This window comes from Rhodoferax sp., assembly GCF_028714215.1.
Lineage (GTDB): Bacteria > Pseudomonadota > Gammaproteobacteria > Burkholderiales > Burkholderiaceae_C > Rhodoferax.
Genome location: NZ_JAQTMS010000004.1, coordinates 102924 through 125600, shown reverse-complemented (window position 1 = coordinate 125600; position 22677 = coordinate 102924). Strand labels below are relative to the sequence as shown.

Here is a 22677-nt window from a genome sequence, read left to right as displayed (position 1 = left end):
CCAGATGGCATCAGTTTCGATTCGCGGGGTCCACAAACGCTACGGCAGCGTATCGGTGTTGCCGGGCGTGGACCTGGAAATTGCCGACCGCGAGTTCGTCACGCTGGTGGGACCGTCGGGCTGCGGCAAATCGACGCTGCTGCGCATGATCGCCGGGCTGGAAAGCGTCACTGCCGGCGATATCGCGATTGGCGGCGAACGGGTCAACGACATGCCGCCCATGCACCGCGATGTGGCCATGGTGTTTCAGAGCTACGCGCTCTATCCCCACATGAACGTGCAGCAAAACATGAGCTTCGGCTTGCGCCTGCACCGTCTGGCCGCCAGCGTGATCACCGAGAAGGTGCAGCAGGCAGCCGCCATGCTCAACCTCGGCGCCTTGCTGGCGCGTCTGCCGGGCCAGCTCTCGGGCGGCCAGCGCCAGCGTGTTGCGATGGGCCGGGCCATGGTGCGCCAGCCGCGCGTGTTTCTGTTCGACGAGCCGCTGTCCAATCTGGACGCCAAGCTGCGGGTGCAGATGCGCACCGAGATCAAGGCGCTGCACCATCGACTTGCCAGCACCAGCATCTATGTCACGCACGACCAGATCGAAGCCATGACCATGGCCGACCGCATCGTTGTCATGAACGCCGGCCGTATCGAGCAGGTCGGCAGCCCCGAGGACTTGTACGACCGGCCGGCCAATCTGTTTGTGGCCGGCTTCATCGGCTCGCCAGCCATGAATTTCCTGACCGGCAGCGCGCAAGCGGACGCCACCCTGATGGTCGATGGTGGGCTGCGCCTGCCGCTGCCGTGTCCGGTTGCGCCGGGCCGCCGAATCACCCTGGGGGTACGGCCCGAGCATGCGCGCCTGGCCGGCGCCGCCGAAGCGCTGGCCTTTGAGGCCCGCGTGGTGTCGGTCGAGCCGACCGGCATGGACACCCACATTGTTTGTGAAGTGAGCGGCACGCCGCTCACCGTCAGTGTGCGCGAACGCGCCCGTCCGGTCCCGGGCGACAGCTTGCGCCTGGCGCTGGACCCGGACCACCTGCATTACTTCGACGCCGACACCGGCGCCGCGCTTCGCCGTTGAAGCCCCTACCCCTGTTCCCAGTTAACCGTTCAACCAAAGGAGACAAGATCATGACCCCCTGGACCCGCAGAACCGCACTTGGGCTCGGTATCGCTACCGCCGCTTTTGTCGCCGTGCCAGCCAGCGCACAGACCGTCACGATGTGGCACATCTTCGGCCAGCCGACCGAGACCGGCCTGATCAACATCAAGCGCTGGAACGACGCCAACCCGGGCGCCCAGATCGATCACAAGTTCATACCGTTCGGGCAACTGTCGCAGCAGCTGGTCAAGGGCATCGCAACTGGCGACGTGCCTGACCTGATCACGATCGACAATCCGACGACGGCAAGCTTCGCCAGCCAGGGCGCGCTGGAAGATCTGACCGATCTGGTGGCCAAGTCGAGCGTCATCAAAGCCGACAATTTCTACAAGGGCAGTTGGGGCGTGTCCCAGTGGAAGGGCCGCCAGTGGGCGGTACCGGGCGAGGCCAACACCATCGCGCTGTACTACAACGCCGACATGTTCAAGGCCAAGGGACTGGACCCCGACAAACCGCCCAAGACCTGGTCCGAGCTGCTGGCCGCCACGGCCAAGCTGACCGACAAGAGCAAGAATGTCTATGGCCTGGGGTTCTCGGCAGTGCAGAGCGAGGAAGGCACTTTCCAGTGGCTGCCCTGGCTGGAACAGGCCGGCGGCAGTCTGAACAACCTGAACTCGCCCGAGGCGGTGGCGGCACTACAGGTGTGGACCGACCTGGTGGCGAAAGAGCAGGTCTCGAAAGATGCCTTGATCAAACGCCAATTCGAGATGACCAGCGCCTGGATCGGCGGCGGCTCGGCCATGGTCATCAGCGGTCCGTGGGAACTGCAGCGCACCAAGGACGCCAAGTTCGACTGGCGCGTCGCGCCGCTGCCGGTGCGTGACGGCAAGAACATCCAGGCCTCGGCACTGGGTGGCTTTGTCTGGGGCATTCCGAAGGGTGCAAAAAACAAGGCCGGTGCTTTCAAGGTGATCGAGTTCATGTCGATGCAGCCGCAGATGGCGCAGGCCTGGCTCGGTGGCCGGTTGCCGCCGTCGCCCAACGTGGTGATTGACAACCCGCAATTTCCGGCCGCCTATGCCGCCTTCAAGAAACAGATGGAGTTTGCCCGTCCACGTGGTCCGCACCCCGATTGGCCCGCCATTTCGGCCGCCGTGCAGACCGCCATTCAGGAAGCTCTGACCGGCCGCTCCAAGCCCGCGCAAGCGCTGGAAAAAGCCTCCAAGGTGATTGCACCCTTGCTGCAAAAGAGCCCGTTGCCGACCGCCACCCACTAACGCTTCTGTAGGCCCAAGCACGCGCCCATCATGGGCCGCGTGCCGGCCGTTGGCCTGAACCCCACCCGTCCTCCATCCGTGCAATCCATTTCCCGCGCACCTGCTCCAGCGCTTGATCGCGCGTCGCTGCGGCGGCGGATCGACCGTGCGCTCGACTCGCGCTGGATCTGGCCGGTACTGGTGGGCGCCACGGTCGCGTTCCTGGCGCTCTTTATCGGCTACCCGGTTGTCTACAACCTGGTGATGAGCTTTCAGGAAGTCAACGTCGGCAACCTGCGCAGCATGGACCGGCCCTTCGTCGGCCTGGCCAACTACGCCAAGCTGCTGGACGACCCGCTGTTCTGGGTAGTCGCCCGCAACACGGCCAACTTCGTGATCGGCAACGTCGTGCTGCAATGCCTGGGTGGACTCGGACTGGCCCTCTACTTCGCGCAGCGTTTTCCCGGTGCCGGCTGGCTGCGCGGCGTCATTCTGGCCGGCTGGATGCTGCCGCCCCTGGTGATAGGCGCGGTCTGGAAATGGATGCTGATATCCGACAACGGCATCGTCAATTTCATGCTGCAGTCGCTGGGACTGGTGGCCGGCAAGATCTACTGGCTGTCGGACCCGGAGATGGCGCTGGTCTCGGTGATGGCGGCCAACATCTGGTTCGGCCTGCCTTTCAACATGATCCTGATCGCGGCCGGCCTGGCCGGCATTCCCCAGGACATCCTGGAGGCCGCCGCGCTCGATGGCGCCGGACCGGTGCGCCGTTTTTTCTCGATCACCTTGCCCTTGCTGGCGCCTACGCTGTACGCACTGGTGGCGCTGACCACGGTCTACACCATGCGCGCCTTCGACCTGATCTGGACCATGACGCACGGTGGCCCGGTCGACGCCAGCAACATCTTCCCGGTTTGGTCGTACCGGCTGTCGTTCGAGGTTTTTGATTTCGGCACCGGCGCCGCGATCTCGACTGCCATGCTGGCGATCGTTTTCCTGGTGGCGCTGGTGTTCGTGCGCAGCGTGCGCGCCGAAACCAGGTTCTGAGGCGAGCATGGAAAAGATTCTTCCCACCCCGCAGCGCGATCCCATTCCGCTACGCCAGTGGCTGCTGCTGGGCTTGGGCTTGCTGATCGCCTCGACCTATCTGTTTCCGGTCTATTGGATGGTGGTCTCGGCGCTGAAGACGGCCGGCGAAGTGAACGCCGCAACGCCGACGCTGTTTCCGCACGAACCGACGCTGGCCGCCTTCCGCTGGATCTTCGAGCGCGAGAACGTCGGGCGCTACCTCGCCAACAGCTTCCTGATTGCCGGCGGCGCGACCACCTTGACGCTGCTGCTGGCCACCGGATCGGCCTACGCCTTGTCGCGCGTGCGCTCGATCTGGATGGATGCCGTACTGGTCGGCGTGATGCTGTCGCAGGTGCTGCCGCCGCCCTTGCTGGTGACCCCCATGTTCGTCATCCTGCGCCAGCTCGACCTGGTCAACACCTACAGCGCCGTGATCCTGGCGACCACCTCGAAGACCTTGCCGTTTGCCGTGATCATGTTGCGCACCACCTTCGCGCAGATCCCGATCGAGATCGAAGAGGCGGCGCGGGTCGACGGCTGCTCGCGCTTGATGGCTTTTCTGCGCGTGACACTGCCGCTGGCACGGGTCGGCTACATCGTGGTCGGCTCGCTGGTGTTCCTGCAAGCCTACGGCGAGTTTGTCTACCCGGTATCGCTGATGAACAAGCAGTCCATGCAACCGGCCACCGTCGGTCTGTACGGTTTCGTCGGTGCCGATTATTCCGACTGGGGCAATGCGATGGCCTTCGCCACAGTCATGGTGCTGCCGGTTTTGATCATTTTCGTCGCGCTGCAAAAACGCATCGTCAGCGGCTTGACCTCGGGCGCGCTGAAGTAACCCACCCTATCAGGAGCAATATTCCATGACAACCCCTCTGTTTACCGTCAGGCCCGATGGCCTTGAGTGCCGCATGAACCGCGAGACTTTGCTGATCCAGGGCTGGGGCCAGGGACTGCGCGTGCGCGCCACGCCGGCGCGTGAGTTTCGTGACGACCAGTTGTCGGCGCTGCTGCCGCGCCCGGCGGCCAACCCGGTGGTCGAAGTGGTGGGCCTGAACGCAAGCGTCACACAAGGCGAGGTGCGTGCCGAGGTCACCATGGTCTACCCGCACGGCGAACCGCGCCAGGAACTGCATCTGCGTTTCATCGATGTGCGGACCGGCCGTGAGTTGCTGTCCGAACAGCGCAGCCATTTCGCCTGGCCGGGGCCCCGGGCTTTCAGCGCCAACGCCTATGAAAGCTGGCGCATCGAGGCGACCTTCAAGTCGGCACCCGATGAGCGCATCTACGGCATGGGCCAGCGCCAGCATGGCCGGCTCGACCAGAAGGGCTGCGTGCTGGAACTGCTGCAACGCAATGCCGAGGTCAGCATTCCGTTTGCCGTCAGCAGTCTGGGCTATGGCTTCCTGTGGAACAGCCCGGCGGTCGGGCGCGTCGAGTTCGGCCATTCCCTGACACGTTGGGTGGCTGACGCGGCGCAGCAACTCGATTACTGGATCAGCGCCGGCAACCCGGCCGAGCTGCTGCGCAACTACGCCGAAGTCACCGGCCATGCCCCCGACTTTCCCTACTGGGCCAGCGGCTTCTGGCAGTGCCGGCTGCGCTACCGCAACCAGCAAGAGCTGCTGGCCGTGGCGCGCGAGCACCAGCGGCGCAAGATCCCGCTGGCCTGCATCGTGATCGACTTTTTCCATTGGACCAAACAAGGCGAGTGGAAGTTCGACCCGGTGGCTTGGCCCGACCCGGCGGCGATGGTGGCCGAGCTGAAGGCCATGGGGGTCGAAGTCATGGTCTCGATCTGGCCCACGGTGAACCCGAATGCCGACACCTACACCAAGATGAACGACGAGGGCTGGCTGATCCAGGCAGCGCGCGGCATGCCGGTGTTCAAACCCTTCATCGATACCGACACCGGACCGCTGTACAAGGTGCCGGTGACCTATTACGACCCGACGCATCCGCAGGCGCGCGAGTTCGTCTTCGAGCAGGTGCGCCAGAACTACCACGCTTACGGCATCAAGGGTTACTGGCTGGACTCGTGCGAGCCAGAGGTGCGTCCGGTCAATCCCGAGCTGATGCGTCTGCACCTGGGCACCGGCTCGGAACTGCTGAACGCCTACCCGCTGTTTCACACGCGCGCCTTTTTTGAAGGCATGCAAAAGATTGGCGAGACCCAGGCCATGTTCCTGTGCCGCTCGGCCTGGGCCGGCAGCCAGCGCTACGGCTGCCTGCTGTGGTCGGGCGACATCCGCTCCAGCTTCCAGGCTTTTCGCGACCAGATTCGCGGCGGCCTGAACGCCGGCTTGTCGGGCATTGGCTGGTGGACCACCGACATCGGCGGTTTTTACGACGGCAACGGCACCAAGCCCGAATTCCGTGAACTGCTGGTGCGCTGGTTCCAGTGGGCCGTGTTCTGCCCGGTGTTCCGGTTGCACGGCTTTCGCATCCCGAACGACGTGGCCCAACTGGAGCACGCGCCCGACAAACCCTATGGCAAGGATTCGGTGCTGGTCTTCACCGACACCGGCGGCGACAACGAAGTCTGGGCCTGGGGCGAGGAAATCTACAAGATTCTCACCAGCTACATGTTCATGCGCGAGCGCCTGCGCCCCTACGCCATGCAGCAGATGAAGACCTACAGCGAGACCGGCGCGCCGCCGTTGCGACCACTGTTCTTCGAATTCCCCGACGACCCGCAAGCCTGGACGGTGGAAGACCAGCATTTGTTCGGCCCCGACCTGCTGGTGGCGCCGGTCTTGCAGTACCTGGCACGCACGCGCTCGGTCTACCTGCCGGCGGGCAGTCGCTGGACCGATGTCTGGAGCGGCCAGTCTTACGCGGGCGGCCAGCGCATCGAGGTGGCGGCGCCGCTGGAGCGCATCCCGGTCTTCAGCCGGGACGACGTGAAACTGCCGGTAGTGGGCTGAGCCGGCGATGTTCCTCGGCATTGATCTGGGCACCTCCGGCCTGAAGGCCGTGCTGCTGGACCGCGCGCACCAGGTGCGCGCCAGCGCGACCGCGCCGCTGACGGTGCAGCAGCCACAGCCGCTGTGGCGCGAGCAGCAGCCGGCCGACTGGTGGCAGGCCTGCGAAGAGGCGCTGGCCGGCGTGCTGCGCGACGCGGCGGCCCAGGGCATTGCGGCCCGGCAGATCGAGGCGATCGGCTTGTCGGGCCAGATGCACGGCGCGACCTTGCTGGACGCAGGCGACCAGGTGTTGCGTCCGGCGATCCTGTGGAACGACGGCCGCTCGCACGGTGAGTGTGCCGAGCTGGAGCGGCGCGTGCCAGCCTCGCGGCAGATCACCGGCAACCAGATGATGCCGGGGTTCACGGCACCCAAGCTGCTGTGGGTCGCGCGGCATGAGCCGCAGGTATTCGAACGGATCGCCAAGGTGTTGCTGCCCAAGGACTACCTGCGCCTGCGCCTGACCGGCCAGCATGCCAGCGACCTCTCCGACGCCGCCGGCACGCTGTGGCTGGACATGGCCGGGCGCGACTGGAGCGACGAACTGCTGGCCGCCACCGGATTGGCCAGGCAACAGATGCCGACGCTGCATGAAGGCCCGGAGATCACCGGTCACTTGCGCGCCGAGGTGGCCCAGAAGTTTGGCCTGCGCCGCATTCCGGTGGTGGCGGGTGCTGGCGACAACGCGGCGGGCGCCATCGGCATGGGCATCGTGCAACCCGGCCAGGCCATGCTGTCGCTGGGCACGTCGGGGGTGTTTTTCGTCGCCACCGACGGTTTTCTGGCCAACCCGGCGCAAGGCGTGCACAGCTTTTGCCATGCGCTGCCACGCACCTGGCACCTGATGTCCGTCATGCTGTCGGCCGCGTCCTGCCTGGACCATACGCAGCGCCTCACCGGCCAGGCCGATGTGCCCAGCCTGCTGGCTGCCGCCCAGCGGCGTGGCATCAGCGACGCGACGCCCTACTACCTGCCCTATTTGAGTGGCGAGCGCACCCCGCACAACAACCCGGCGGCCAAGGCCGTGTTCTTCGGGCTGGATAGCGCTACCGAAGGAGCCGACCTCGGCAATGCCACGCTGGAGGGCGTCGGCCAAGGCCTGCTGGACGGTATCGAGGCGGTCGAGGCCAGCGGCGTGCGCGCCAATCAGATCGTGCTGGTGGGCGGCGGCTCGCGCAGCGACTATTGGGCGCAAATGCTGAGCAACATCGTCAACCGACCGCTGATCCGGCGTGAAGGCGGTGATTTTGGCCCGGCGCTCGGCGCCGCACGGCTGGCGCGGCTGGGCGTCGATGGCGGATCGGTTGCCGAGTCGTGTCCGGTCCCGACGTCACTGGGCGAGTTCCTGCCGGCCCCCGAGCAGCACGCGCGTCATGCGCAGCGCCGGAAGGTTTTTCACCGCCTCTATCGGCAATTGGAGCCCTTGTACTCAAGCACTTGAAGCGCTTGCCCAAGCGTGGCCTGTTTTGAAGCCGTGCGCGCAACGCTGGCCGGTGGCAGCGGCGGGGCCGCGGTGTACTGGCCTGCGCCGCGGCCCGGATTCGGTGCTTGAGTTCTGCGATCATCAAACTTTGCCAACCTCAAGTGAAATCAAATGAGCGACTTTGCCAGCTTCGTCAAACCACAGCCATCAGAGGAAACCGAAGCAGAGCTGATCCGCGCTGCGTCCGACTGCCTTGATCGCTTCACGTCCTGCTTCAATGCGTGCGACGCCGACGGCATGGACCGGGAACTTCACTTTCCCCATCTCATGCTGTCCGGCGCACAGCGCCTCGATTGGCCTGCACCGGGGCAACACCCCGGCGACTTCTTTGAAATACTGCGGGCCTCTGGCTGGCTTGACACGCGGTATGAAGCGAAGCAGGCGGTACTTGTGAGTCGGGACAAGGTGCACTTCGTCGTCACCTATTCCCGGCGCAACAAAAATGGCGACTTGCTGAGCCTGCACAAGAACCTCTGGATCGTGACCCGAGTTGCCGGTAAATGGGGTGTCGCCCTGCGCTCCTACTAAGGACTTCTCAACGGTAAAACTGCTGGCGCATGTGATCACAGTAGGCCACAAGTTGCGGGTATTGCAAGGCCTGCTGCTTCAGTTCGGGCTCCAGCGGCGGCCAGAGGTAGGCGAGTTTGTCTATGCCGCGGAGTCCTGGGCATGATCGCGCCGGGTGATCACACGTCTGGAACATGGCGCCCAAGGTAACAACCCGCTCTACGTGGTGACCAACCTCACGGGCCAGGCCAAAGAGCTGTACAAAGATCTGTACTGCCAGCGCGGCGAAGCCGAGAACCGCATCAAGGAGGCGCAAGCAGGCTTGTTTGCCACGCGCACGAGTTGCCAGCATTTCCAAGGTAATCAGCTACGCATGCTGCTCAAGCTCGCTGCGGTGGTGACGCGCAATACCCGGTGTCAAGCCAACAACTCCAAACTGACTCCTGCTCCGGCTCGTCCGGCTTAGGCTGGCAGGCGCAGGGTCACTTCCATCCCCCCGCCGGGTCGGGAGCTGGCGTGCAGGCTGCCACCGTGCGCCTCCACGATGCGCCGGGTGAAGTAGTAGCCCAGTCCGCTGCCTTTCTTGCCCAAGGATGAGCCGGCACGATAGTAGGGTTGGCCCAGCAACGCCAACTCTTCCTCGCGCATACCTGACCCCCGGTCGGCAACGCGGATACACAGCCCTGTGGAGTCCACCGTTGCAGCAATTTCTACGGTGCTATCGGATGGGGAATAGCGCAAGGCGTTGGTCACAAGGTTGCCCACCGCCATGCCGGTCAGAGTCGGATCGAGATTGAATCGTGCATCGGGCGGAACCACGATTAGCACGAGGCGCTCACCGACGGTTTCTCTCTGCATGCTTACCGCGCCATCCAGCAGGGAATGAATGGCGCACGATTCGCGCGTCAATGCCATGGCCTGATGGTCAAGTGCTTCCGTGAGCAAGAAGTTGTCCACCAAACCAGAGAGCGTAGCAACATTGCCGCGTATCTGCGCCAGGCGCTTGGCTTCGGGTGTCGCAATGTCCGGTGTCTTGATCGCTATCATCTGCGCCGAGCGGTCAATGGCGGCCAGCGGGTTGCGAAACTCATGCGACAGCATGGCCACGAAGCGGCGCTGCTCCTGCGTGCGTTGCGCGGCGACCAACACCCCCTGTTCCGCCGCCGCCTTGTCGTGCTGCATCTGGCGCAGGCGCAGCGCCAGGCCGAAGCTCATCACCAGCACGTGCACCAATGATGCGGCCTGGTAGATATTGGATGTCACCCCATTCTGGGGCAGCCAGGCCATCTCCATGGCGATGTGGGTCAGGCCACCCACCATGGGAATGATGAAGGCGATGAAGTACACCAGCAACTCGGCCCGGCGGTCGCGCCGCCAGAGAATGCCCAGCAGAATCGGGTTGGCGACCCCGGCCAGCACGGACACCAGATTGATCGACGGCGCGATAGTCCGGTACGCCTCCAGGAAAGCAAACGGCAGCACCGCCACGTTGACCCAGCCGAAGAGCTGGTACAGGCGGTTGATGCGCGGAAAACCCCGCTGCAATTCCAGCAGCCGGGCCCACATCAGCACGAAAAACGCCGTACCCGCTAGGAAGCCAATGCGCGACAGCGCATCGTTGAGCCAGCCTCCGTCAGACACAAACAGCACCGGCAGATAACCGTTGAGCCCCAGGTGCATCACCACCAGCGAGGCCACGTAGCCGGTATACGCCCCCATGGCGGCATCGCGCAGCCATGCGCCCAGCATCAAATAGAACACGACGACGATCAGCAGGGTGCCGAAATACATGCCGTGGTACAGATTGCTGCGGGTCTCGTCGGCAACGAAGGCCTCCGGCTGCCAGACCTCGGCATTGACCGTGACCGAGCTGGTTGTCCGCACCCGCATGTAGATGCCGATGGGGCCACCCACATCGACGGGCACCGTGAACAGGCGGGTTTGCAGCGGACGGGCCTCATAGGGCCGGTGGTCACCCAGCGCGTAGGCGCGAAACCCGCCGCCCGGTTGTTCCACCCACACATCCAGCTCGTCCAGCGTGGGCCTGCCAATGGCCAGAATCCACCGGGTTGGTGCCCCGGCGGCATGATCCAGCCGCAGGCGGTACCAATGGGCCTGCGCGTCGTAGCCCTGACCGCGAAAAGTGGGCAGCAGGGTGAACTCCCGCTGGCGCACCGCCTCGAACGCCAGCGTGTTGGAGGCATCCGCGAAGTGCTCCAGCCGCCCCTCCAGCGAGGCGTGGCGCATGTCCGCCGTCAGCGCCAGGGGCGCTGCGTGCGGCGTCGATGCCATCAGCAGCGCCACCACCAGCGTCAGCAGCAGTCGCATCACGCGCTCACCTCGCACGCCGCTCCAAAGGTATAGCCCTTGCCATAACTCGGGCGCACCGGCAACTCCATGCCGCAGGCCTGCTGCACCTTGCGCCGCAACCGGCTCGCTGCATTGTCCAGATTGCGCAAGTTCGACAAGGAGTCCGGCTTGCCCAACAGGCCCAGCAACTGTTCGCGCTCAACTGCTTCGCTGGGTTTGCCAAACAATGCGCCGAGAAAAATCAGTTCAGCGTGTGTCAAATCAATGGTGTGACCATTGGGGGCTTCCAGCTTCCACTGCTGGCTGGATAGACACCACCGGGTTTTTGGCTGTGGTGTGGGTGTCCCGATGCCCGCCATGTGCGCCACCTTTGCCATACCCAGTCGGCGCAGCACACTGCGGCAAGCCGCTTCAATCACCTCCAGTGAACTGCGCTTGGACAAATAGGCATCTGCTCCCGCTCCAAGGCCTGCCACTTGGTCGTTATCGGTGTCCAGCGCGGTCAGCATCACGATACCGGTGGTGTCCGTCTCTCGCACCCGGTGTGCCACCTCCAGGCCACTGTCGCCCGGCAGGGACACATCCAACAGCAGCAGATCAAACCGCTTCTTCGGCCAGGCCCGATAAAACGCCTCGGCACTTCTGAAGCCTTGCGCCTCGAACCCCCGAAGTTGCAAAAACTCCACCAAGTCGGCGCACAGCCCCGGATCATCTTCTACCACAGCAATGAGGGAAGGGGTCAAAGGCAAAGAAGGCGGTGAAGGAAAGAGATGACGGGAAATCATATGGCGGCCATGAAATTCAATCAGATCAAGTTTAGTAGCTTGCATTCTCCTTGACAGCATTTGACAGCAAATGACAGAAATTAATGAATCAAATGCGTTGAGGTGATTTTTACAATGATCCTGCTCAAACTTCGCAGCACTGTCATTGCCAACATCCAGGTTCAGTTCATGCATATCTAAGGCGAACAAATCCCGCTGTTAGCCACTTTACCCATCAAACCACACAGCCATGAACCACACCTACCGCCTCGTCTGGAACCACCTCACCCAAGCTTGGGTTGCCGTGGCCGAACACATCAAGTCCCACGGCAAACGCAGTGGCAGCGTGCTGGTGGCCGCCGCAGCGCTGTTGAGCGCCCCGGCCTTCGCGCTGGATGCCACTGCCCTGCCCACTGGCGGAAAAATCAACGCGGGCAGCGCCAGCATTGCCAGCACCGGTACGCAGATGACCGTCACCCAGAACAGCCAACGCCTGGTGGCCGACTGGAGCAGCTACAACATCGGGCAAAACGCCAGCGTGACCTACGTGCAACCCGGCAGCTCGGCCATCGCCCTCAACCGCATTGCCGCCACCGCCCCCAGCGAAATCCTGGGCCGTCTCAAAGCCAACGGCCAAGTCTGGCTGCTCAATTCCGCAGGCATCATTTTTGGCCAAACCGCGCAGGTCGATGTGGGGGGGCTGGTGGCCTCTTCGCTGAGCTTGAGCAACGAAGATTTTCTTGCGGGCAAGTTCCGGTTTGCCCAAAATGGTCTCGCTGGCACTGTGCTCAACCAGGGCAGCCTCAAGGGCAAAGTTGTCGCCCTGATCGGCCCGGCGGTTCAAAACAGCGGCAGCATCCAGGCCACCAACGGCGCTGCGGTTCTGGCTGCGGGCGACAAGGTCAGCCTGGATTTCACGGGCGACGGCCTGATCGGCATCACGGTGGACAAAGGCGCACTCAACGCCCTGGCCGAGAACAGCGGCAGCATCCAGGCCGATGGCGGTCTGGTGCAACTTAGCGCCAAGTCGGCCGATGCATTGACCCAATCGGCGGTCAACAACAGCGGGGTCATACAAGCCCGCACGCTGGCAAGCAAAGACGGCAAGATCATGTTGCTGGCTGACATGCAAAGCGGCACGGTCCATGTGGGCGGGGTGCTGGATGCCTCCGCCCCCACGGCGGGCAAGGGCGGCTTCATCGAAACCTCTGCGGCTCACGTCAAGGTGGCCGACGGCGCCAAGGTCACCACCCTCGCGGCCAGTGGCAAATCCGGCACCTGGCTGATCGACCCGGTGGACTTCACCATCGCAGCAAGCGGCGGCGACATGACGGGAGCCACCCTCTCCGCCAACCTCGGCGGCGGCCCCGTTACGATTCAAAGCACCACCGGCGCGGCGGGCACGGCGGGCGACGTGAACGTCAACGACGTCGTCACCTGGTCGGCCAATACCCTGACGCTGAACGCGCAGAACAACATCAACATCAACACCGCCATGATGGGCAGCGGCACCGCCGGTCTGGCGCTGGAATACGGCCAGGGCGCGGTGGCCGCCGGCAATACCGCCACCTACAAGGTCAACGCCCCGGTGAACCTCGCCGCCACCGGCAGCTTCAGCACCAAACTGGGCAATGACGCCGTCGCAACGACCTGGACCATCCTCACCAGCCTGGGCGCGGCGGGCAGCGTCACCGCCACCGACTTGCAGGGCATGAACGGCAACAAGAACGGCAACTATGTGCTGGGCGCCAACATCGACGCCACGCCAACCGGCCTGGGTGCATGGGCGGCGGCGGGCGGCTTCACGCCGGTGGGTACGTCAGGCCCGGGCAGATTCGCCGGCAGCTTCGACGGCCTCGGCCACACCATCAGCGGCCTTTACATCAACCTCCCGGCCATCGCCTATGTCGGCCTGTTCGGCTTTGCCAACAACGCCACGCTACGCAACGTCGGCCTGACCGCTGTCAACATTACCGTTACCGGCCAGGATTATGTCGGCGCACTGGCAGGATACCCCTCGGGCGGCACGATCACGTATAGCTACGCCACGGGCAGCGTCAGCGGCAGGCATTATGTGGGGGGGCTGGTCGGAAATTCTGGAACCGCGAAAATCGATGCCAGCTTCAGCAGCGCCACCGTCACTGGCACGGGCAACTACATCGGCGGACTGGTGGGGAACTCTGGCGGCGAGATCACAGCCAGCTACGCCACCGGCGCGGTCAGCGGCAGCGGTGTGGAGGGCGTCGGCGGTCTGGTGGGCTTTATCGATGGATCGGCCGGGTTTCCAGCCCGGATTGCCGACAGTTACGCCACCGGCGCCGTCAGCGGCGTCGCCAAGGTGGGCGGACTGGTGGGCATCCTTGGCAGCGACGGGGGAGGTCACCACTTCAATCTCAGCAACAGCTACGCCACCGGCACGGTGAGCGGCACCACCAGCGTCGGCGGCTTGATCGGCCGCATCACGCCCGACTCGATGAGCCCGGTGTACAGCGTCACCGGGGCCTACTGGAACACCACCACCTCGGGCACGGGTGCCGGCATCGGCAACAGCGCCGACACCGCGGCCAGCGTCACGGGCAAGACCACGGCGCAACTCGCCGCCGCGCTGCCCGCCGGCTTTTCCGCCACGGTGTGGGGCAACGGCGGCAACCAGACCACGCCGTACCTGCTCTCCCATGCCGCCTTCAACACCGCCGGCCCGGTGTATCTGGGCAGCGATACCTCGCCCACGCCCACGGCCTACGGCGCCATTATCAACCTCAACCAGTTGCAGGCGATGAACAACAACCTGGCCGGCAAATACGTGCTGGGCGCGAACATCGACGCCTCGGGTACCAGCACCTGGAACGCGAATGTCGGCTTCACTGCGGTGGGCACCTCCGCCGCCAAATTCACCGGCAGCTTCGACGGCCTCGGCCACACCGTCACCGGGCTGACCATCAACAGTCCGGGCTGGAACAACGGTACCAACGATTACCGGGGGCTGTTCGGCTATGCCGGCGTCGGCTCCACGTTGCGCAACGTCGGCCTGCTCAACAGCAGCATCAGCGGCGCAAATGTCATCGGTACGTTGGCGGGACGCAGCGACGGCGCGATCAGCAACGTCTACGCCAACGGCGGCAGCGTGACCGCTTCGGTTCATGGGGCCGGCGGCCTATTGGGGCAGATGGGCGGCGGCGGTTCCATCGGCAACAGCTACGCCAACGTCAGCGTGACCGGCACGGACTACGCCTGCTGCGGCGGCGGTGTCTCTTCCACCTCCATCGGCGGACTGGTCGGTAAAACGTTAGGCGGCAGCATCAGCAACAGTTACGCCACCGGCAGCGTCAACGGCGGCACCTATGTCGGCGGCCTGGTGGGACAGAACTACGCCAACATCGACACCAGTTACGCGAGCGGCACCGTCACCGCGAGAATCTCCGGCGGCGGCTTGATCGGCAACCAGATGGCCGGTACGATCACCAACAGCTACTGGGACTGGGCCTCTACCGGCCAAGCAACCAGCGCTTCCGGCACGCGCATCGGTACCAGCAACACCGACACCACCAGCAAACTGGCCCAGGCGAGCTTCACCGGTTTCGACTTCACCGTTACTCCCGTCTGGCGCATCTACGAAGGCCATACCACCCCGCTGCTGAAGAGCTTCCTCACGCCGCTCACCGTCACCGCCAACGCCGCAGCCAAAACCTACGACGGGGCGGCCTACAGCGGCGGCAACGGCGTCGCGTATTCCACCCCGCCCAACGCCAACCTGCTGGGCGCGGCCAGTTACGGCGGCACGTCGCAAGGGGCGAAAAACGTGGGCAGCTATGTCATCACCCTTGGTGGCTTGTATTCCAATCAGCGGGGCTACGACATCGCCATGGTGAATGGCGGTTTGAGCATCACACGCGCCAACCTGGCCGTGAGTGGCCTTGGCGCAGCCAACAAGACCTACGATGCCAGCACCGCAGCCACGCTGACTGGCGCAGCCAGCGTCACTGCCTTGGCTGGCGACAGCGTCACCTTGGGTGGCACAGCAGTGGGCACTTTCGCCACCAAGGGTGTCGGCACAGCCAAGGCGGTGACCGTGACCGGCAACACGCTTGCCGGTGCGGATGCAGACAACTACAACATCGTGCAGCAAACGGGTCTGACGGCTGACATCACCAAGAAAGACATCTCGGTCAGCGGCCTGACTGCCAGCAACAAGACCTACGACGCACGCACGGTTGCCACTTTGGGAGGCACGGCCAGCGTCACTGCCCTGAGCGGTGACAACCTGAGCGTTGGCGGCACGGCTGCTGGCGCTTTTGCAGACAAGAACGTCGGCACGGCCAAAGCTGTCACCGTGACCGGCAACACGCTTGGCGGTACGGATGCAGGCAACTACAACATCGTGCAGCAGACCGGTTTAACAGCCGACATCGCACGAGCCAATCTGGCAGTGACTGGACTTACTGCGGCAAATAAAACCTACGATGCCACAACCACCGCCACCTTGACCGGCACAGCTGCCGTCACCGCGTTGGGCTCAGACAACGTCAGCGTCAGCGGCACAGCAGTGGGCGCATTTGCCACCAAGGGTGTCGGCACGGGCAAGGCAGTGACCGTCACCGGCAACACGCTCTCGGGCACGGATGCAGGCAACTACAACATCGTGCAGCAGACCAGTTTGACGGCTGACATCACCAAGAAAGACATCTCGGTCACCGGCCTGACTGCCAGCAACAAGACCTATGACGCGGGCACTGTTGCTACTTTGGGAGGCGCAGCCAGCGTGACCGCCCTGAGCGGTGACAACCTGAGCGTTGGCGGCACGGCTACTGGCGCTTTTGCCAACAAGAACGTCGGTGCGGCCAAAGCTGTCACCGTCACCGGCAACACCCTTGGCGGTACTGATGCAGGCAACTACAACATCGTGCAGCAAACGGGTCTGACGGCTGACATCACCAAGAAAGACATCTCGGTCAGCGGCCTGACTGCCAGCAACAAGACCTATGACGCGGGCACGGTTGCTACTTTGGGAGGCGCAGCCAGCGTCACTGCCCTGAGCGGTGACAACCTGAGCGTTGGCGGCACGGCTACCGGGGCGTTTGCCAACAAGAACGCCGGCACGGCCAAAGCTGTCACCGTCACCGGCAACACCCTTGGCGGCACGGATGCAGGCAACTACAACCTGGTGCAGCAAACGGGTCTGACGGCTGACATCACCAAGAAAGACATCTCGGTCAGCGGCCTGACTGCCAGCAACAAGACCTATGATGCGGGCACGGTTGCCACTTTGGGAGGCACAGCCAGCGTCACTGCCCTGAGCGGTGACAACCTGAGCGTTGGCGGCACGGCTACCGGGGCGTTTGCCAACAAGAACGCCGGCACGGCCAAAGCTGTCACCGTCACCGGCAACACCCTTGGCGGCACGGATGCAGGCAACTACAACCTGGTGCAGCAAACGGGTCTGACGGCTGACATCACCAAGAAAGACATCTCGGTCAGCGGCCTGACTGCCAGCAACAAGACCTATGACGCGGGCACGGTTGCCACTTTGGGAGGCGCAGCCAGCGTCACTGCCCTGAGCGGTGACAACCTGAGCGTTGGCGGCACGGCTACCGGGACGTTTGCCAACAAGAACGCCGGCACGGCCAAAGCTGTCACCGTCACCGGCAACACGCTCTCTGGCCTTGACGCAGGCAACTACAACATCGTTCAGCAAACGGGTTTGACGGCTGACATCACACGAGCCAATCTGGCAGTGACTGGTCTTGCTGCTGCCAGCAAAACCTACGATGCCACAACCAGCGCAACCCTGACCGGCACAGCTGCGGTCACTGCCTTGGGCTCGGACAGCGTATCTGTCAGCGGCACAGCCGTAGGTACGTTTACGGACAAGAACGCAGGCACAGGCAAAGCCATCACCGTGACCGGCCTGAGCTTAAGTGGGGCCGATGCAGGCAACTACAACGTGGGGCAGCAAATCGGCATTGCTGCCGACATCGCAAGAGCCAATCTGGCGGTGACCGGTTTGGCCGCCAGCAACAAAACCTACGATGCCAGCACCGCTGCCACCCTGACGGGCACAGCAACCGTTGCCACTTTGGGCACAGACAGCGTCAGTGTTGGCGGAACGGCGGTGGGCGCTTTTACAGACAAGAACGTGGGTACAAGCAAAGCCATCGCCGTGACCGGAAACACCTTAAACGGCACGGATGCAGGCAACTACAACCTGATCCAGCAAAGTGGTCTGACGGCTGATATCGCACGGGCCAACATCACTGTCTCTGGCCTGGCCGCAGCCAACAAAACCTACGATGCCAGCATCACCGCCACGCTGATGGGCACAGCAACCGTTGCCGCACTGGGCAGCGATGTGCTCACGCTCGCTGGCACCGCGAGTGCGGCGTTTGCCGACAAGCAGGCGGGCACTGGCAAACGTGTGCTGGTGAGTGGCTTGACGCTGACAGGCAACGATGCCGGCAATTACCAGTTGGTGCAGTCAGCGGGAATCGTTGCCGACATCACGCCCCAACACCTGATCGTGACGGCCCGCGATGACAACAAGGCCTACACCGGCAGTGCCTACTCTGGCGGCAATGGTGTCAGCTACAACGGACTGGTCAGTGGCGAAACCTCTGTGGACTTGGCTGGAACGCTGATTTATGGCGGCAGCAGCCAGGGCGCGACGATGGTGGGTGACTATGTCATCCAGCCCTCGGGGCTTTTGTCGCCAAACTACGCGATCGGCTATGCCAACGGCTCGCTGAAGATCACCCGTCCCGAGGCATTGGATGCCACGGTTTCCAGTCTGAACCAGCAGCAACGGGGTACAGGCCTGCAGACGGGCAAGCCCATCGATGCAACTGTGGCTTGCATCGGCGCAAGTGCAGGTGACAACACAGCAGCCGGTGCTTGCAGCCCGGAGGAGGCGTCTGGTGGCGATGCGCTCAAGACCAAGGATTTGATCTCCAACAACACTTCAACCGATGGGCATTTGCCATCCGGTACGAAAGGCAACTTGTGATTTTTCTTGAACAAAACCCCGCAGAGAACATGCGTGGCAAGCGTGGCAAACGTGCCCGGCCTGCTTTGCGTTGCATGGCCCTGGCACTCCTGTCTGCTGGCCTGCTCAACCCGGCCTTGGCCCAGCCCGATGCGGGACAAATCCTCAACCAACAGCAGCGTGCGCAGCCCCGCCCCGTTGAGCGCCTGCCGCAGAAGGAAGCGACACCCGAACAACTCCAGCGGCCCGCCCCCGGTGCAGTCAAAGTCCTGATCCGTGCCATTCACATCCGCACCGATCCGGCGCTGGCAACGCAGGCCGAACTCCAGGCACAGGTGGCTGATGCCATTGGTCAGGAGTTTGACTACGACGGCTTGCAGTTGATTGCCCAGCGCATCACCGGCTATCTCAGGGCGCGGGGTTATGCGCTGGCCTATGCCTACTTGCCAGCGCAGTCGCTTGATGGCGGCGTGCTGGAAATTGCGATTCAGCCCGGGCGCATGGATGGCAAGGCCGATGGCGGCGGCATCGTCGTGCACGCAGAAGGCGCGCGAATCAAACCAGAGATCATTCGCGACATGGTGGCCACTGCGGTGCTGCGCGCTGGCGAGGGTTTGCCACTGCACACGGGAGCCCTGGAGCGCGGCCTGTTGCTGGTCAACGACTTGCCCGGCATCGTGGCCAGAGCGGCGCTGGAGCCGGGCACGGCAGCGGGTACGAGTCGAGTGCTGGTTCGGGCCGAGGAGGGGCCGCTGTTGGGTGCGAGCGTGTCGGTCGATAACCAGGGCAACCGCTATTCGGGCAAGTGGCGTGGCAACGCCCAGTTCTATCTGAACGATCCGCTTCACATCGGTGACCAGGCCAGCCTGAGTCTTGCGCATGCCAGCGGTCTCAATCAGGTCAGCCTGGCCTATCAGTTACCTGTGGGCAGTGACGGTAGGCAATTGGGGGCGCTTGTCAACTTGATGAACTACCGCATTGGTCAGGAGTTGGTCTCGCTTGACGCGCGGGGCACGATCACCAGCGCCCGCTTGAGCGCCAGCCAGGCGCTGGTGCGCACGCGCGAGCGCAGTCTGTGGGCGAGTTTGGCCTATGAGCACAAGCGGCTGCAAGATGAGACGCTGGGTGTGCCGGTTCATGACAAGCGCGTGGATGCTTTGAACCTGGGCGTGAACGCCAATCTCCAGGATGCGCTGGGGGGTGCGGGCGTGAGCAGTCTTGGCATGACACTGGTGCTGGGCAAGCTCGATCTGTCGGGGGTTGCCGAAGACCTGGGCGCAGACCGGCAAAGTGCTCACACGGATGGCCGCTATACCAAGGCCAGTCTGAACCTGGCCCGGCTGCAGCGCATCACCGAGCGGCTGAGTTTGCATGCCACGGTGAGTGCCCAATTCGCAGGGAGAAACCTGGACTCTTCCGAGAAGTTCATCCTTGGCGGCCCCAGCGGGGTGCGTGCCTATCCGGGTGGTGAAGGCAGTGGTGATACTGGCTGGGTGTCGAGCCTGGAGTTGCGCTACGACCTGCCAGGCTGGTCTGGTTCGGCGGGCAGCCTGCAACTCGTCGGATTTGCCGATACCGGGCAGGTGACGCTGCATCGCAACCCCTGGGTTGGCTCAGTGACCAACGCGGGCAACGCGAACAGCTACGGGCTATCGGGGGCTGGCTTTGGCGTGAACATGAGCACTCGCGCTGGCTTGTCGCTGCGCACCACCCTGGCCAGAACGCTGGGTGACAACCCGGGCTGGTCGGCCACAACGGATCAGAACACCGAGGGCCGCACTGACCGCTGGCAGTTCTGGGTGCAAATCGCGGCGGCGTTTTAGTCTGAATATTTCATACGGCTGAGTCGGCGGTCCCGCCCGAAGGCGCGTTGTGGAGGGTCGCTTTGACGGCGGCAGCATGAGCAGCGATGGCGGTGTCATGCTGTTGGGGGCGAACTCGAGGCCGGTGTCTGCCAGCAACGCGCTCTCAGCCCGGTGCGGCAAACCTGCCATTCGATCAAGCGATGCGGTACGGTGGCAAGCGTTCGAAAAAAGAGGGGGGAAGAATGTCAGATAGCAAGGCGGTCAAGCGACCGGGTTTGGCGCTGCTTTTACGCGAGCCACAATCTCGCTATTCAGTAATCAACGGTTAACCTGCTTCCATGCTCCACCACATTTCCATTGGCGTTCGTGACTTGGCGCTGTCGGGTGCGTTCTATGACGCTGCTCTCGGCGCGCTCGGTTTTCGCCGCGTGTTTGAAGACCCAACTGCAATTGGCTATGGATTGGTCGATGGCAAGGATTTGCTCTGCTTGAAGCTACGTCCCGATGCCTCACCACCTGGCCCCGGCTTTCACTTGGCTTTCGCGGCGCCGTCGAGGTTTGCGGTGCATGCCTTCCATGACTCAGCGCTACGGATTGCTGGAAAAGACAATGGCGCGCCAGGCTTGCGGCCGGACTACGGGCAGAACTACTACGCTGCGTTCCTGGTGGATCCTGACGGTCACAGAATCGAGGCGGTTATCAACCTACCAGCGGGCTGACCGGTCGCTCGAATCGACCTCCCGTGGCAAGCCGAGCGGAGCGGAGACAAGTCAAGCTGTTTGTGCGTCAGGGCTTGACCTCCTGCGGCTGACTGGCGAATCCGCTCATGTACTTGATGGCATCGCCAATCGTTTCGCGCCAGACCGACCATTCGTGGTCGCCGTCGACAACCCGGTATTGAACATACTTCGGCTGGTACTCAAACAGTTTCTGGAACAGCAGGGCCGAGTGGTAGGCGATGGAAAAAGTGTCGTGGTCGCCGCTGTTGAGGTACAGGGGCACAATGATTTTCCGGCTCTTGTACGACTCCCAGTTGGCCGTGTAATTGAGCCGGTCCCAGGAGGCCTGGTCGAACTTGCCGTCTTTCTGAAAAGGCGCGACGCGCATGGCCGACGAATGCTTGGGCGGTGTCGGGCTGTAGATGGCGGGGCTCATGGCCGCGCCGGCGACAAACAGCTCGGGGTATCTGAAGACCGCGCTCACGGTGCCGAAACCGCCGGCCGAGAGGCCCGCGATCATGCGGCCTTCGCGCGCAACTATGGTTCTGAAAGTGGCGTCGATATGCGGAATCAGTTCCTTGATGAGCGCGGTCTCGGCCTGGTCCTTGTTGCCGTCCACCCACCAGGTTGCGCCGCCGCCCGGCATCACGATGATGGCCGGCTGCACCTTGGCCTGCCTGATCAGCGCATCCATGGTGGCCTGCACATGGCCGTCGACCAGCCAATTATTTTCGTTGCCCCCGTTGCCGTGCAGCAGAAAGAGAACCGGGTAACGCAGCCGGCCACTGTCATAGCCATCGGGTAGATAGATGGTGTAGCGGTAGTCGGCGCCCATGGCCCTGGAACTGAATGACCTCAGGGTCACTTCGCTGGCGTGAGCCAGCGAAGCCGAGACGGCGATGAGCAACAAGAACAAGCAGTTCCATAGCGTACGAACGCTCAGCCCGGGCAATGTGGTCTTCCTCATGATTTTCCTTTTTTTCTCAGTTCGGGTCGGGCATGGGGTAGTAGCGGCTGCGCATGCGATCACAGTAGGCCGCAAGTTGCGGGTACTGCAAGGAGTGCTGCTTCAGTTCGGACTCCACCGGCGGCCAGATCAGGTTGGCCAGAAACGCATGGGCGGTGGCATCCAGTGAGCAGGGCTGGCTGCCCATGAAGTAGCGCTTGTCGCCCAGAAAATCGGCCAGCGCCGTGATGTCGCGCTTGCCGATGCCGAAGATTTCCTCCCGGCTGTGGCGGCCCATGCCGTGGCCCAGCATTTGCTTGATCAGTCCGCGCCGCGCCATGGGTGGCACGATCCATTTCAAGGGCAGCGGTAGGTCCCCGAAAAATGCGCTCCTGGTTTGCGGCCAGGCCGCCGGCTCGACCCAGCGCGTGTAGAGCAGCGCCCAATAGAGGTTCTCTTCCATCAAGCGCTGAAACGCCAGTGCAACAGCACGCTGCTGGGTATCCAGCCAGCCGTCCAGCGGGTCGCCGTAGCTGGCCTTCAGATAGTCGATGATGAAAGTCGTGTCGGCCAGCGTTTTCCCCTGGTCCTCGATGTAAGGCATCTTGCCCTTGGGCGCCGTCCTGAAGGCGCGCAGGCTGGCTGGCTGAATCTGGAATGGCAGCTCGGCCATGCGCAGATAGGTTTCCAGCTTCATGCAAAAAGGGCTGGCGTTGGGCAGGCCCAACGCGGGGTCGAATTGGTAAAGCTTGAGCATCCCATTCCCTCCAGCGGTCAG

Annotated in this window: 14 protein-coding genes and 1 pseudogene; 11 read left to right on the top strand and 4 right to left on the bottom strand. The window is 63.4% G+C overall.

From position 1 onward, the window contains the following. Positions 1-4: 4 nt before the first annotated feature. From ugpC to PHS32_RS03280, 8 genes and pseudogenes are all read left to right on the top strand, one after another. Positions 5-1072 (top strand): sn-glycerol-3-phosphate ABC transporter ATP-binding protein UgpC, encoded by a 1068-nt coding sequence (gene ugpC / locus PHS32_RS03315; RefSeq protein ID WP_301077377.1) that lies wholly within the window; start codon positions 5-7, stop codon positions 1070-1072. A 50-nt stretch (positions 1073-1122) separates the two neighbouring features. Next, the gene (locus PHS32_RS03310; protein ID WP_301077376.1) at positions 1123-2370 is read left to right on the top strand and encodes an ABC transporter substrate-binding protein; all 1248 of its coding nucleotides are present in this window, start codon (positions 1123-1125) and stop codon (positions 2368-2370) included. A gap of 30 nt (positions 2371-2400) precedes the next feature. Then, complete coding sequence (locus PHS32_RS03305) at positions 2401-3399, top strand: sugar ABC transporter permease (RefSeq protein WP_301077375.1); 999 nt, start codon at positions 2401-2403, stop codon at positions 3397-3399. Between the two features lie 7 nt (positions 3400-3406). After that, positions 3407-4261, top strand: coding sequence for a carbohydrate ABC transporter permease (locus PHS32_RS03300; protein WP_301077374.1), 855 nt, complete (start codon positions 3407-3409; stop codon positions 4259-4261). Between the two features lie 25 nt (positions 4262-4286). Next, a complete protein-coding gene (locus PHS32_RS03295) occupies positions 4287-6350 on the top strand; it encodes a TIM-barrel domain-containing protein (RefSeq protein ID WP_301077372.1) in 2064 nt (687 codons plus the stop codon). Between the two features lie 7 nt (positions 6351-6357). Continuing rightward, entirely contained in the window at positions 6358-7830 is a 1473-nt protein-coding gene (gene xylB, locus PHS32_RS03290; RefSeq protein WP_301077371.1) for a xylulokinase, read from the top strand. A 153-nt stretch (positions 7831-7983) separates the two neighbouring features. Continuing rightward, complete coding sequence (locus PHS32_RS03285) at positions 7984-8400, top strand: hypothetical protein (RefSeq protein ID WP_301077370.1); 417 nt, start codon at positions 7984-7986, stop codon at positions 8398-8400. Positions 8401-8494: 94 nt separating this feature from the next. Further along, positions 8495-8794 (top strand): annotated as a pseudogene (locus PHS32_RS03280) (transposase); the annotation flags it as partial. Between the two features lie 47 nt (positions 8795-8841). Here PHS32_RS03280 and PHS32_RS03275 read toward each other — a convergent pair. Beyond that, positions 8842-10707 carry a sensor histidine kinase gene (locus PHS32_RS03275; RefSeq protein ID WP_301077427.1) on the bottom strand — a complete coding sequence of 622 codons (1866 nt, stop codon included), beginning with the start codon at positions 10705-10707 and terminating at the stop codon, positions 8842-8844. Continuing rightward, a complete protein-coding gene (locus PHS32_RS03270; protein ID WP_301077369.1) occupies positions 10707-11648 on the bottom strand; it encodes a response regulator transcription factor in 942 nt (313 codons plus the stop codon). Before PHS32_RS03270 ends, PHS32_RS03275 begins: the two co-directional genes overlap by 1 nt. Before the next feature lie 55 nt (positions 11649-11703). Between PHS32_RS03270 and PHS32_RS03265 the strand changes: the two genes are divergently transcribed. From PHS32_RS03265 to PHS32_RS03255, 3 genes are all read left to right on the top strand, one after another. Next, on the top strand, positions 11704-18450 hold the full coding sequence (locus PHS32_RS03265) for a YDG domain-containing protein (protein ID WP_301077368.1): 6747 nt from the start codon (positions 11704-11706) through the stop codon (positions 18448-18450). 29 nt (positions 18451-18479) lie between these two features. Further along, on the top strand, positions 18480-20252 hold the full coding sequence (locus PHS32_RS03260; protein ID WP_301077367.1) for a ShlB/FhaC/HecB family hemolysin secretion/activation protein: 1773 nt from the start codon (positions 18480-18482) through the stop codon (positions 20250-20252). 320 nt (positions 20253-20572) lie between these two features. Next, on the top strand, positions 20573-20953 hold the full coding sequence (locus PHS32_RS03255; RefSeq protein WP_301077366.1) for a VOC family protein: 381 nt from the start codon (positions 20573-20575) through the stop codon (positions 20951-20953). Between the two features lie 67 nt (positions 20954-21020). Here PHS32_RS03255 and PHS32_RS03250 read toward each other — a convergent pair whose 3' ends face one another. Together PHS32_RS03250 and PHS32_RS03245 are read right to left on the bottom strand one after the other, a co-directional pair. After that, positions 21021-21920 carry an alpha/beta hydrolase-fold protein gene (locus tag PHS32_RS03250; RefSeq protein ID WP_301077365.1) on the bottom strand — a complete coding sequence of 300 codons (900 nt, stop codon included), beginning with the start codon at positions 21918-21920 and terminating at the stop codon, positions 21021-21023. A 16-nt stretch (positions 21921-21936) separates the two neighbouring features. Continuing rightward, positions 21937-22656 (bottom strand): glutathione S-transferase family protein, encoded by a 720-nt coding sequence (locus tag PHS32_RS03245; RefSeq protein WP_301077364.1) that lies wholly within the window; start codon positions 22654-22656, stop codon positions 21937-21939. Positions 22657-22677 lie beyond the last annotated feature (21 nt).